The following is a 12,213-nucleotide window of genomic DNA, read 5'->3' as shown; positions in this document are numbered from 1 at the left end:
CGTTACAGGCCGGCCACGTCTTCGATGGCGTCGGTCAGCGCCTTGATGGACTCCACGTCGTGTTCGCCCATGTGGCCGATGCGGAACGTCTTCTCGCCGAGCGCGGAGCCGTAGCCGTTCGAGAAGGCCATGTCGTACTTCTCGGAGACCTCCTCGATGGTGGCGGCGACGTCGATTCCCTGCGTGTTCTCGATGCAGGCGACGGTCTGGGACTCGTAGCCCTCCTCGGGGAACATGTCGAAGTGCTCGTAGGCCCAGTCGCGGGTGTACTCGGCCATCTCGCGGTGGCGCTGGTCGCGGCCCTCGTGGCCCTCTTCGAGCATGTACTTCATCTGCTTGCGGTACGCGAGCATGATGGGAATCGCGGGGGTGGAGTGGGTCTGGCCCTTACGGTCGTAGTAGTCGAGGGCGCGCTGGAAGCCGCCGTACCACGACGCCGAGTCCTTCGACAGTTCGCGTTCGTAGGCGTCGTCGCTGACGGTGCAGATGGCCAGTCCCGGCGGCATGGCGAACGCCTTCTGCGACGAGGCGAAGATGACGTCGATGTTGTGCTCGTCGATGTCGACGTAGTCGCCGCCGAGAGCGGACACCGCGTCGACGACGAAGTAGGTATCGGGGTACTCGGCGACCACGTCGCCGATTTCCTCGATGGGGTTGCGGATGCCGGTCGAACTCTCGTTCATCACGGTGGCGACCACGTCGTAGTGCTTGTCGCTGGACTCCAGCGCCTCGCGGATGTCCTCGGGCTTGATGGCCTGGCCCCACTCGTACTCGATGCGGTCGACGTTCTTGCCGAGGCGCTCCGCGACGTTCGCGTGGCGCTCGCTGAAGCTCCCGCAGGTCGGCACGAGGATGTTCTCGTCGACGAGGTTGAGCGTCGACGACTCCCAGATTTCGGTGCCCGACCCCGTGAGAATCATCAGGTCGTTGTCCGTGCCGAGGAACTCCTTCGTGTCCTCGACGATGGTCGTATAGAGGTCGGTCATGCGGTCCATCCGGTGACCGAACATCGGCTGGCACATCTCCTCGATGACGTCCTCGCGCACCTCGGTCGGACCGGGGATGTACAGCGTCTTGTCCTGATAGTCGTCCGTGTATTCGCGTTTTTCCGTCACGTCATCCACCTAAGTACGGACCACTGCGTCGCGGGCGATGATGGTACTTGTGATTGCGACACTCGTCGCGGTGGCTCACGGGGTGCTAACACGGGGCAAAACGGGCGGCGTCGACGGGCGGAACACTGCTCCGGGGCGAGGTGATTCCGAGGGTTAGTCGTCGGCCTCGGCGGACTCGGCCCGCGGGACCGTCACGTCGGTCAGTCCGGCCTCTATCTGCTCGCGCCGGCCTTCGAACTCGCCGGGAAGGACGAGGCGGCCGCCGAGGTCCTCGAGGGGTTCGTCGGCGGTGTAGCCCGGCCCGCTCGTGGCGAGTTCGAACAGCACGCCGCCGAACTCGCGGAAGTAGACCGACCGGAACCAGTGGCGGTTGATCTGTGCGGTCGGGCGCAGACCCTTCGACTGGACGGCCTTGCGCATCGCCTCTTGGTCCTCGTCGGTCGGCGTTTGGAAGGCGACGTGGTGGACCGTGCCGAGGCCCTGTCGACTGCTCTCGATGGTCGGCAACACGTCCACGTACGTCCCGACGCTCCCGGTCGCGGCGAACCGCGTCCGCTCGTCGCCGGGGGTGTCGCCCTGCGCTTCCTCGGTGCCGACGCGCTCGAAGCCCATCGTTTCGAGGAGGTCTTCGGTGGGCTGGGGGTCGGCCAACCAGAGCGTCACGGAGTGGAAGCCGCGAATCGCGGCCTCCTCGGGGACGAACTCGGTCCACGGGACGGTCGGGTCGTCGTCGGGAATTTCGACTTCGACCAGTTCGACCGGGAGGCCGTCGGGGTCGCTGAAGGGGAGGACCGTCTCGCCGAATCGCTCGACTCGCTCGTCGTAGTCGACGCCGTACTCGTCGAATCGCTCCTCCCAGTAGTCGAGACTCCCCTCGGGCACGCGGAACGCGGTCCGGGAGACCTGCCCGGTGCCGACCTTCCCCTGCGAGAGGTTCTCCCACGGGAAGAACGTCATGCTCGTGCCGGGCGTCCCCTCCGCGTCCGTGAAGAAGAAGTGGTACGTGCTGGGGTCGTCCTGATTGATGGAGCGCTTGGCGAGGCGGAGCCCGAGCGTCTCGACCCAGAAGTCGAGGTTCTGCTGCGGGTCGCCCGCGATGCAGGTGACGTGGTGAATGCCGGGTGTGGGCGTGGGTTCTGCCATGGACGGTGCTACGGGCCGCAAGGACTTGAGTATCCGCTGACGCGAGTGTTACCGGGTCGCGGTGACGCTATCGCGTCGCGGACGCAGAGACGGCAGTTTAGTTGTCGAGACACACGTTTTTGTCCGTCGACGGTGACGTTCGACGTATGCAAACCCGCGCACTCGGCGACACCGGCCACGAGAGTAGTATCGCGACGTTCGGCGCTATCGCGCTCAACTGGCTCGAACAGGAGGGCGCGAACCAGATGGTCGAACACGTCCTCTCGAAGGGCGTCAACCACTTCGACGTGGCTCCGACCTACGGCGACGCGGAACTCAAGCTGGGGCCGAAGCTCCGCCAGCACCGCGAGGACATCTTCCTCGGCTGCAAGACCCAAGAGCGGGGCTACGAGGGCGCAAAGCGGAAGCTCGACCGCTCGTTCGACCGCCTCGGCGTCGACTACATCGACCTCTATCAGGTCCACGGCCTCGAATACGAGTCCGAACTGGACGAAATCACGGCGGACGACGGGGCGCTCGCGGCCTTCCGCGAGGCGAAAGACGAGGGGAAAATCGGCCACATCGGCCTGACGAGTCACGGGAATCCGGGGCTCATCCGCGACGCCATCGACCGCATCGACGACCTCGAAACGCTGATGTTCCCGCTGAACCCCGTCGTCGTCGGCAAGGACGACGACGAACACGACTACGCGGGCGTCTTCGAGGCGGCCGAGGAGGCCGGAATCGGCACCCTCGGAATCAAGGCGTTCGCCCGCGGGCCGTGGCCCGACACCGACGAACTACCCGAGGCCGACCGGCCGTTCCCCAACTGGTACGAGCCGGTCGACACCCCGGGCGAAATCGCGGAGCGGTTCGACTTCGCGGCCGCCCAGGGCCTCACGAGCGTCGTCACGCCGGGCGACCCGAAGCTCGTGGCGATGGTCCTCGACGCCGCGACGCGGTACAACGGCATGGACGAGACGGCCCAGCGGTCTCTCATCGAGCGCCTCCGGCACGACGAGAGCCCGGTTCCGGAGCAATTGCACCACTAGCGAGCGAACGGCTCTACCCTCGATTCCCGCGATGGACGTTCCCACGACCGTCACGGCCGCCCTCGACGACCGTCCGGTCCGCGGCGCGGTCTGTCTGGAGGCCGGCGCGGGGACCGGCAACACTACCGCCGGACTCCTCGACGCGGGCGCGGAGCGCGTCTACGCCGTCACGAACGACCCGGAACACGCGGCAATCGTCCGCGACCGCGTGACTCCGTCGCCGACGGAGCGAGCGAGAACCGCGGTGCTGGAGGCCGACGTCCGGAGCCTCCCGCTCGCCGACGACGCGGTCGATGTCGTCACCACTCACGGGCTGTTCAACCTCGTCGGTCCCGCGTCGCTCGCCGCCGTCGCGAGCGAGCTAACGCGGGTCGCCGCGCCCGGCTGTCACCTCGTCCTCGACGACTACGAACCGCTCCCCGACGACGCCGCGGTTCGAGAGCTGTTCGCGCTCGAAAACGCGGCGAGTCAGTTGGCCCGCGGGCGGCCCGCGCTGACGTTCTATCCGGCCGACGCGCTCAGGGCGCTGTTTTCGGGGTGCGGCTGGCGCTTCGACCGCGAACTGACCCTGCTCGACCCGGTGCCGTGGTCCGCGAGCCACGTCGAGGCGCACGCGTCGGTGGCGACCTCGCTGGCGGCTGAAGTCCCCGGCGAGATGGGGAAGTGGCTCGCCGACGAGGCCGAGCGCGTCGCCGACGCGGTCGAATCGGAGTCCGCGGGCGAGATGTACAGCGTGGCGATGCGGTTGTCCGACTCGGGGTCGGACGCGACTCGATAGGCGCGGGCGCTACCCCTCGCGGTCGAACGTCGCGGCGTCGAACCAGCCGTCGACGACACCCTTGAGCGCGCCGGTGGTGCTGCCGAGGTTGATGAGCCGATAGCCGTTTTCCGCCTTCTCGTTCACGTCGTCCATGTCGAAGCCGAGGCCGCCGACGGGGACGCCGGCTTCGACCGCGGCCGAGCGAACTCGCTCGACGGCCTCCTGCACGTCGGGGTGGTCTATCTCTCCGGGGTGGCCGAGCGACACCGAGAGGTCGAACGGGCCGATGAAGACGAAGCCCAGTTCGGGCACGTCGAGAATCGCGTCGAGGTCCGAAAGCGACTCGGCGGTCTCGATGGTCACACCGACGAGGGTCTCGCGGTCCTCGCTCGCGACATAGTCGTCGGCGAGCCCCCACCGGCGGGCGCGCGGCGACGCGAGGCCGCGGTCGCCGGGGCCGTCGCCGTAGGTGAATCGGGCCGACCGAACCGCCTCGCGGACCTCCTCGGCCGACTCCACGCGCGGGAGGAAGACGTTCCTGACGCCGAGGTCGAGGGCTTTCCGGACGAACTCCGGGTCCGTCGTCGGGAGCCGGACCAGCGGCTCGATGCCGGTTCGTTCCGCCGCGCGGAGGAGGTCCTCCATCGCGCCCGAGTCGAGCGGACTCGGCCCGCCGTGTTCGAGGTCGAGCCACACGAAGTCGAGGCCGAGCTCGCCGTAGAACTCCACGAGCGTCGGGCTGTAGGTGTTGTCGAGGACGCCGAGCGCGACGCCGCCACTCTCGATTCGGGCACGAAGCGCGTTCGCGGCTGCTTTCTCTGCCATGTTCGTGATACAACACGTATCTGGAAAAAGGCGCGTGCCGCGAGCACCTCGGACGAGTGCCGGCGCGACCGGCGGTCAGTCGTCGCCGTCGGGCGCGTCCGTGTCGGGGGTCCAGCCGTCGCCGACGCCGACGAGGTGGTTCACGCTCCCCGCACCCTCACCCACGTCGGCCGGTTCGGCGAGGGTTGCGCGCGTGAACTCGATACCGTGCCGGACGGCGTCGGCGAGGTTGTCGCCGCGGGCGAGGCGGGCGGCGACGGCGCTCGAAAGCGTACAGCCGGAGCCGTGAGTCGCCGTCGCGTCGATGCGCGGATTGACGAACGTCGTCGTCTCCGTCGGCGTGACGAGCGTGTCCACCACGGTGTCGTCGTCGGTGGCGACGTGGCCGCCCTTCAGGAGCACGGCGTCGGCGCCCCGGTCGAAGAACCAGTCGGCGGCCTCGGAGACGGCTGCCGGCGAGTCGGGGAACACGCCCGTCAGCGCCTCGGCCTCGTCGGCGTTCGGGGTCGCGAGCGTCGCCCGCGCGAACAGGGCGTCGTAGGCGTCGACGGCGTCTTCGTCCAGCAGTCGGTCGCCGGAGGTGGCGACCATCACGGGGTCGAGGACGACCGGGCCGTCGTAGTCGGCGAGGCAGTCGGCGACCGTCTCGACCGCCTCGACGGTCGCCAGCATCCCGAGTTTGACGGCGGCGATGTCGAAGTCGTCGGCGACGGCCTCGTACTGGGCGCGAATCGACTCGGTCGGGAGGACGTGCGAGCCCTCGACGCCGCGGGTGTTCTGGGCCGTCGCGGCCACGATGACCGACCCGCCGTAGACGCCGAGCCGAGTCATCGTCTTCAGGTCCGCTTGGATGCCCGCGCCGCCGCCGGAGTCGCTGGAGGCGATGGTGAGGACGTACGGCGGCGTCCGCGGGTCGGGGGCGGCCCCCGGCATCTATCGGACCTCGATGCGGTCGATTCGGTCGGCGATGTCTGGCGTCGAGGCGTCCGCGAGTCCGGCGACCGCGTCGAGGAAGGCGATTTTGTAGCTCGCCGGGCCGCGGTAGTCGCCGAACGCGCCCTCGGCGGCGAGTTCGCCCGCGAGCCCGTAGGCTGCGGTCCCGGAGAGCGCCGCCGAAAGCGGGTCGTCGAGCGCGGCCTCGAACACGGCGAGCGTCACGCCGAGCATACAGCCGGTTCCGACGACCGCGCCCATCATCGAGTGGCCGGCGTCGACCTCGAAGGCGGCCTCCTCGGTGGCGACGATGTCGGTCTCGCCGGAGGCGACGACGACCGCGCCGGTCTTCCGGGCGCACTCGACGGCCGCGGCGGCGATTTCGGCGTACTCCCCGACCGACTCGACCCCGCGGACCTCGGCGTCGTCGCCGACGAGCGCGGATATCTCCCCGTAGTTGCCGTTGAGCACGTCAACGTCGAGGTCGGTGACGAGGCGGTCCGCGACCCGGTCGCGCGTCGGGGTCGCACCGACGCCGACGGGGTCGACGACGAGGGGGACGCCGGCCTCGTTCGCGGCGCGGCCGGCGGTCAGCATCGTCTCCTCGCCGGACTCGCTCACGGTCCCCATGTTGAGCAGACAGCCGTCGGCGATGCCGACCATGTCGCCGACTTCGCGCTCGTCGTCGGACATGACCGGCAGGCCGCCCCAGTAGAGCGTGATGTTCGCCACGTCGTTGACAGTCACGTCGTTCGTGACCGAGTTGATGAGCGGTTGCTCGCCCGCGACGGCGGCGAGCGCCTCGTCCAGCGCCACGTCGGGGACGCCGCCCACGTCGTTCGCGTCGCCCGAACCGCCCGGTCCACCCGCGCCGTCCGCGTCGTCGCGTCCGCTCATCGGCGGTCCCTCCCGGCGGCGACCGAGTCGGCGAGATGGCGAGTCGCGTCGGTGGGGTCGTCCGCGGCGGTGATAGCCGAGACGACCGCGACGCCGTCGGCCCCGGCGGCGACCACGTCGGCGGCGTTGTCGGGCGTGACGCCGCCGATGCCGACGAACGGAATCGAGACGGCGTCCGCGATGGCCGACACCCGCTCGGTCCCGATTTCGGACTGCTCGGGGTCGGTGTCCTTCGTGTCCGTGGCGAACACCGCGCCGACACCGAGGTAGTCCGCACCGGCCTCCTCGGCGGTTCTCGCGCCCGTGACGGTCGAGACCGACCGGCCGACGATGGCGTCGTCGCCGAGCTGTTCGCGCGCGACCGAGACGGGCACGTCGTCGTCGCCGAGGTGGACGCCGTCGGCGTCGATGGCCGCCGCGATGTCGACCCGGTCGTTGACGACGAGGGGGACGCCCGCGTCGGCCGTCACGGCCCGAACCTCGCGACCGACCTCGTAGCGGTCGCGGGCGCTCGCGTGCTTCTCCCGGAGTTGAACGACGTCGACGCCGCCGTCGACCGCGGCCTGCACCACGTCCGGCGTCGACCGCCCGCCGGAGCGGTCCGACTGCGTCACTAGATAGGTTCCCATCGAGGTATTCATGAGTTGTATTCTGGAGTGATGTAGCGACGGGCAAAATAGTTCCTCCTCGCGGGTCGGAGTCGACTCGGCCGGCTTCGCGTCGAATCGGGTCGCGGTCGGTTCTCGGGGGGTGAGAGGCTGTGTGTGGGGTTATGCTGTGCGCGAACCAACAGGTATGCGGTGAGCTGTATGGGGACGATACTCGTCGCGTACGGGAGCAAAGAGGGACAGACCGAGAAGATAGCCGGGCGCATCGCCGAGGCGCTGGCGGCGCACGGGCACGACGCGAGGACCGCCTCGGTCGCCGATTCGGACGTTAGCGAGGCGCTCGCCGACGCCGACGCGGTGCTCGTCGGGTCGTCGATTCACGTGGGCGCGCACTCGAAACCGGTCTACGAGTTCGTCCGCGAGCACCGCGACGATATCGAGGCGCGGCCCAACGGGTTCTTCCAGGTGTCGCTGTCGTCGGCGCTCGACGACGAGGACGCCCGCGCCGAGGTCGCGACGTACCTCGACGAGTTCGTCGAAGAGAGCGGCTGGCACCCGGAGCGGATGGCCGCGTTCGGCGGGGCGCTTCGGTACTCGGAGTACGGCTTTCTCACCCGGATGATGATGAAGCGCATCGCCAAGGGGGCGACCGGCGACACGGACGCCTCCCGCGACTACGAGTACACCGACTGGGACGAAGTCGAGTCGTTCGCCGCCGACTTCGCCGAGTTCGTGGAGTCGACCGCGGGCACCGCCGCGGGAGGTGCGGCGGTCTGAGCGGGCGGTCTGACCTGCCCGGTGATTTCGATGAATTTCCGCACACTCGGCATCGTCGTCGTCGCCGCGCTCGTCGTGGTCGCGGTCGCGGCCGGCGGGCTCTGGGCGTTCGGCCGGCTTTCGTCCCTCGACTCCTACGGGAGCCAGTACGACTACAGCGTCCGCGTCTCGGCCGACGAGCCGATTTCGAACGTGACGGTCCTCGTGCCGCTACCCGTCAGCGACGGCTCCTCGGTCGTCGGTGAGGCCGTCGAGTCCCGCGAGTACCTGCTTCCGACGGGCTGGGCGTACGACGTGGTCGAGACGGAGTACGGCCCGATGCTCCGCCTCCGGGCCGACGAGCTTCCCGCCGACCCAACGTACTACCGGGCGGTCGTCGAGAACGACCGGCTCGTCCGCTGGGAGCCGATTCCGGCGAGCGAGTACAGTCGGAACGACTCCGACACGCTCCGCGTCGAACACGACGCCATAGACCTCAGCGCCGACGTGCGGGTGAACCAGTCCATCGACACGCTCGCGCCCGAGGGGACCGAACCGCTGTTCGAACCGCGCGAGAACGCCCGGCTCGTCCCGTGTGACTGGCCGAGCAACAGCGACGACACCCGGTGTTACGACTACGAGTCGATGCTGTTCGTCCAGTACGACGGCCCCGAGACGACGAACGTCTCGGTGAGCGTCGAACTCCGCGGCGCGAACTCGTGGTGGGTCGGCGGCTGGAACTACAACGAGTACGTCGACCACGTCGCCGCCTACGACCTCCCAGCGGACCGCCAGGGCTGGGTTGTCGCCGACGGCGAACTGCGAACCGGCGTCGGGAACTACCTCCGGAATCCGCCGCAGTAGGACGGGTTCTCACCCGGCTCAGCACACTCGTCCCGCGCGCGACGAAGCCGGTCCGCCGCGAACGACTACCGCTTCTGGCAAACATGGCGAGTCACACACAGGTTTTTGCTATCCTGCACGATTATACGTGATAATGTCTGGCGACGGCCCTTCGCGGGCGACCCGCATCGTGGCGGAGACGGACGACGAGGAACGAGGCGACTTCCGGCGGTTTCAGGAGTCGCGCGACTACGACGTGGTCGACGTAGCCGAGCACGCCGACCTCGCCGCCGACCTCCGGGAAGTCGTCTCCGGCGAGGTGCGCTTCGACGAGTACGCGCAGGTGCTGTACGCAACCGACGGGTCGATTTACCGAGCGCGCCCGGCGGGGGTGGTCGTCCCCCGCGACGAGGACGACGTGCGCGCCGCGGTGCGGACGGCGGCCGAGCACGACGTTCCCGTCCTCCCGCGCGGGGCTGGGTCGTCGCTGGCGGGACAGACCGTCGGCCCCGGTTGCGTCGTCATCGACTGCTCGAAGTACATGGACGAAATCGTCTGCGTGGACCCCGACGCGCGGCGGGCGCGGGTCCAACCCGGCGTGGTGCAGGACGACCTCGACGACCGCCTCGCCGACCACGGACTGAAGTTCGCGCCGGACCCCGCCTCCTCGAACCGGGCGACCGTCGGCGGCGGCATCGGCAACAACTCCACGGGCGCGCACTCGGTCCGCTACGGCATCACCGACGCCTACACCGAGGAGTTACGGGTCGTCCTCGACGACGGGTCGGTCGTCCACACCCGCGACGTGGTCGTCGGGAGCGACGAGTGGGACCGCATCGTCGGCAAAGACGACCGCGAAGCCGACATCTACCGGACCGTCCTCGGCCTCGTCGAGGAACACGAGGGGGAAATCGAGCGGCGGTATCCGAGCCTCAAGCGGTCGGTGTCGGGCTACAACCTCCACAAGGTCGTCTCCGAGACCGACGACGGCGAGACGGTCATCAACCTCTCCAAACTGTTCGTCGGCGCGGAGGGCACCCTCGGCGTCGTCGTCGAGGCCACCGTGTCTCTCGTGACGGTCCCCGAGGAGACGGCGCTCGTCCTCTACGCCTACGACGACCTCGTGGAGGCGATGGCGGCGGTCCCCGACGCCCTCGACTTCGACGCCAGCGCGGTCGAGCTCATGGACGACGAGGTGCTTCGGATGGCCGCCGAGTCCAGCGAGTACGCGCAGTACGTCGAGGAGATTCCTGACGGGACGGCGGCGACGCTGATGCTGGAGTTCGACTCCGAACTGCACGACGACTTCGAGGCGGTGATTCGCGAGGCGAACGACCACTTCCTGCGAGACGGCGACACCGAGGCCGGTGGCGACGCCGACGGCGGCGCGTTCGAGGCCATCGAGGCGTACACGCCCGAGGCGCAGGCGGACCTCTGGAAGCTCCGTAAGGCGGCGATTCCGCTTCTCATGTCGCTTCCGGGCGACCCGAAACCGTACCCGTTCATCGAGGACGCGAGCGTCCCGCCCGAGGAACTCGCGGAGTACGTCCAGTCGTTCGAGGAAGTGCTGGAAGACCACGGCACGTCGGCCGCGTACTTCGCCCACGCCGGCGCGGGGACGCTCCACATCCGCCCGATTCTGAACCTGAAAGACGGCGCGGGCATCGAGACGATGCGCGCCATCACCGACGACGTAACCGACCTCGTGTTGGACCATCGCGGAGCCTTCTCGGGCGAACACGGCGACGGGATGGCCCGGACCGAGTGGAATCCCAAGATGTACGGCCCCGAACTCTGGGGCGCGTTCAAGGAGCTGAAAACGGCGTTCGACCCCGACTGGCGCATGAACCCCGGGAACGTCGTCTATCGGGACGGTCCCTCCGACCCGGGTCCGGAGGGCGACCGCGGCGTCGGCGCGGACATGCGCGAGAACCTCCGGTACGGCGCGGCCTACCAGTCCATCGAGCCCGCGACGACGCTGGACTTCTCGGACGAGAGCGGCTTCTCCCACCTCGTCGAACTCTGCAACGGCTGCGGCACCTGTCGGCAGACCGGGTCGGAGACGATGTGTCCGACCTACCGCGCCTCGAAGGACGAAGCCGAGACGACCCGCGGTCGGGCCAACATGCTCCGCGCCGCAATCAGCGGCGACCTCCCGGAAGACGAGATTCACTCAGACCGGTTCCAAGAGGAGGTCCTCGGGCTCTGCGTCGGCTGTAAGGGCTGTCAGAACGACTGCCCGACCGGCGTCGACCTGGCGAAGCTCAAAGCCGAGGTGAAACACGCCCACCACACAGAGGCGGGCGCGTCGCTCCGCGAGCGCCTGTTCGCCCACATCGACCGGTTGGCGGGCGTCGGCAGCGCCCTCGCACCCGTCTCGAACTGGGCGGCCGAGCTACCGGGCGCGCGGGCCGCGATGGAGCGACTCGCGGGCATCGCCCCCGACCGAGCGCTCCCGTCGTTCACCCGCGACACGCTCGAATCGTGGATGGACGCGCGACGACCCCGCGTGCCGGCGTCCGAAGCCGACCACCGCGTCCTCCTGTTTCCCGACACCTACACGAACTACGTCACGCCCGAAATCGGGAAGGCGGCGGTGCGGGTGCTTGAGGCGGCCGGGGTCCACGTCCGCCTCGCGGAAGGGATCGAGCCGAGCGGTCGCGCCGCCTACTCCGGCGGCTTCCTCGACCTCGCGCGGCGGCGCGCGGGACACAACGTCGAGACGCTCCGCCCGTCGGTCGAAAACGGCTGGTCGGTCGTCTTCGTCGAGCCCTCCGACGCGGTGATGTTCCAAGACGAGTACGCCGACCTCCTGCCGGACGACGCGGTCGCCCCGGTCGCGGCGGCCGCCTACGGCGTCATGGAGTTCCTCGACACCTATCGGCTGGCCGAGGGGCTTCCGATTCGCGGCCGCTCGTCCGACGGCGACGCGGCCGGAACCGTCGCCTCCGCGGTCGCCGACGGCGGCGCGCTCGGCTCGCTCACCTACCACGGCCACTGCAACCAGAAGGCGCTGAACAAGGACCACCACGCGGTGGGCGTCCTCCGGCGGGTCGGCTACGAGGTCGACCCCCTCGATTCGAGTTGTTGCGGCATGGCCGGGAGCTTCGGCTACGAGGCCGAACACTACGACCTCTCGAAGGCAATCGGTGACATCCTGTTCGAACAGGTGGACGAGAGCCCGGGCGACGAGGTGGTCGCCCCCGGCGCGTCGTGTCGGACGCAACTGGAAGACAGGGACGACGCGGCGCGGCGACCGCCGCACCCGATAGAGAAGGTCGCGCAGGCGCTGTCGGGGTGAG

The 12,213-nt window shown here is 69.1% G+C and carries 11 protein-coding genes; 5 read left to right on the top strand and 6 right to left on the bottom strand.

Features of this window, described 5'->3' with window-relative positions; genetic code table 11:
• Positions 1 to 2: 2 nt before the first annotated feature.
• Complete coding sequence (locus C5B91_RS11935; RefSeq protein ID WP_049968582.1) at positions 3 to 1,115, bottom strand: alanine--glyoxylate aminotransferase family protein; 1,113 nt, start codon at positions 1,113 to 1,115, stop codon at positions 3 to 5.
• A gap of 153 nt (positions 1,116 to 1,268) precedes the next feature.
• Positions 1,269 to 2,258 carry a ring-cleaving dioxygenase gene (locus tag C5B91_RS11930; RefSeq protein WP_049967796.1) on the bottom strand — a complete coding sequence of 330 codons (990 nt, stop codon included), beginning with the start codon at positions 2,256 to 2,258 and terminating at the stop codon, positions 1,269 to 1,271.
• Between the two features lie 146 nt (positions 2,259 to 2,404).
• Between C5B91_RS11930 and C5B91_RS11925 the strand changes: the two genes are divergently transcribed.
• Together C5B91_RS11925 and C5B91_RS11920 are read left to right on the top strand one after the other, a co-directional pair.
• On the top strand, positions 2,405 to 3,289 hold the full coding sequence (locus C5B91_RS11925; RefSeq protein WP_008095133.1) for an aldo/keto reductase: 885 nt from the start codon (positions 2,405 to 2,407) through the stop codon (positions 3,287 to 3,289).
• A 31-nt stretch (positions 3,290 to 3,320) separates the two neighbouring features.
• Positions 3,321 to 4,067 carry a class I SAM-dependent methyltransferase gene (locus tag C5B91_RS11920; protein WP_115819367.1) on the top strand — a complete coding sequence of 249 codons (747 nt, stop codon included), beginning with the start codon at positions 3,321 to 3,323 and terminating at the stop codon, positions 4,065 to 4,067.
• 9 nt (positions 4,068 to 4,076) lie between these two features.
• Here the strand turns inward: C5B91_RS11920 and C5B91_RS11915 are convergent, their stop codons facing one another.
• From C5B91_RS11915 to thiE, 4 genes are all read right to left on the bottom strand, one after another.
• Entirely contained in the window at positions 4,077 to 4,874 is a 798-nt protein-coding gene (locus tag C5B91_RS11915; protein ID WP_008095130.1) for an HpcH/HpaI aldolase/citrate lyase family protein, read from the bottom strand.
• Positions 4,875 to 4,949: 75 nt separating this feature from the next.
• Entirely contained in the window at positions 4,950 to 5,807 is an 858-nt protein-coding gene (thiD, locus tag C5B91_RS11910) for a bifunctional hydroxymethylpyrimidine kinase/phosphomethylpyrimidine kinase (protein ID WP_008095128.1), read from the bottom strand.
• Complete coding sequence (gene thiM / locus C5B91_RS11905) at positions 5,808 to 6,704, bottom strand: hydroxyethylthiazole kinase (RefSeq protein WP_181950685.1); 897 nt, start codon at positions 6,702 to 6,704, stop codon at positions 5,808 to 5,810. It abuts the gene before it with no gap.
• The gene (thiE, locus tag C5B91_RS11900; protein ID WP_181950686.1) at positions 6,701 to 7,333 is read right to left on the bottom strand and encodes a thiamine phosphate synthase; all 633 of its coding nucleotides are present in this window, start codon (positions 7,331 to 7,333) and stop codon (positions 6,701 to 6,703) included. The genes thiM and thiE overlap by 4 nt, the downstream gene beginning before the upstream one ends.
• Before the next feature lie 180 nt (positions 7,334 to 7,513).
• On the opposite strand from thiE, the gene C5B91_RS11895 reads away from it, so the two are divergent.
• The 3 genes from C5B91_RS11895 to C5B91_RS11885 all read left to right on the top strand — a co-directional run bounded on the left by C5B91_RS11895 (position 7,514) and on the right by C5B91_RS11885 (position 12,212).
• The gene (locus C5B91_RS11895) at positions 7,514 to 8,089 is read left to right on the top strand and encodes a flavodoxin domain-containing protein (protein WP_049967799.1); all 576 of its coding nucleotides are present in this window, start codon (positions 7,514 to 7,516) and stop codon (positions 8,087 to 8,089) included.
• Positions 8,090 to 8,119: 30 nt separating this feature from the next.
• The gene (locus tag C5B91_RS11890; RefSeq protein ID WP_115819366.1) at positions 8,120 to 8,932 is read left to right on the top strand and encodes a hypothetical protein; all 813 of its coding nucleotides are present in this window, start codon (positions 8,120 to 8,122) and stop codon (positions 8,930 to 8,932) included.
• A 133-nt stretch (positions 8,933 to 9,065) separates the two neighbouring features.
• On the top strand, positions 9,066 to 12,212 hold the full coding sequence (locus tag C5B91_RS11885) for an FAD-binding and (Fe-S)-binding domain-containing protein (RefSeq protein ID WP_115819365.1): 3,147 nt from the start codon (positions 9,066 to 9,068) through the stop codon (positions 12,210 to 12,212).
• Position 12,213: the final 1 nt, after the last annotated feature.

Origin of the sequence: Haloferax sp. Atlit-10N (assembly GCF_003586325.1) — an archaeon.
Lineage (GTDB): Archaea > Halobacteriota > Halobacteria > Halobacteriales > Haloferacaceae > Haloferax > Haloferax prahovense.
The sequence above is the reverse complement of the archived record's forward strand: the minus strand, read 5'-3'. Positions and strand labels throughout refer to the sequence as shown.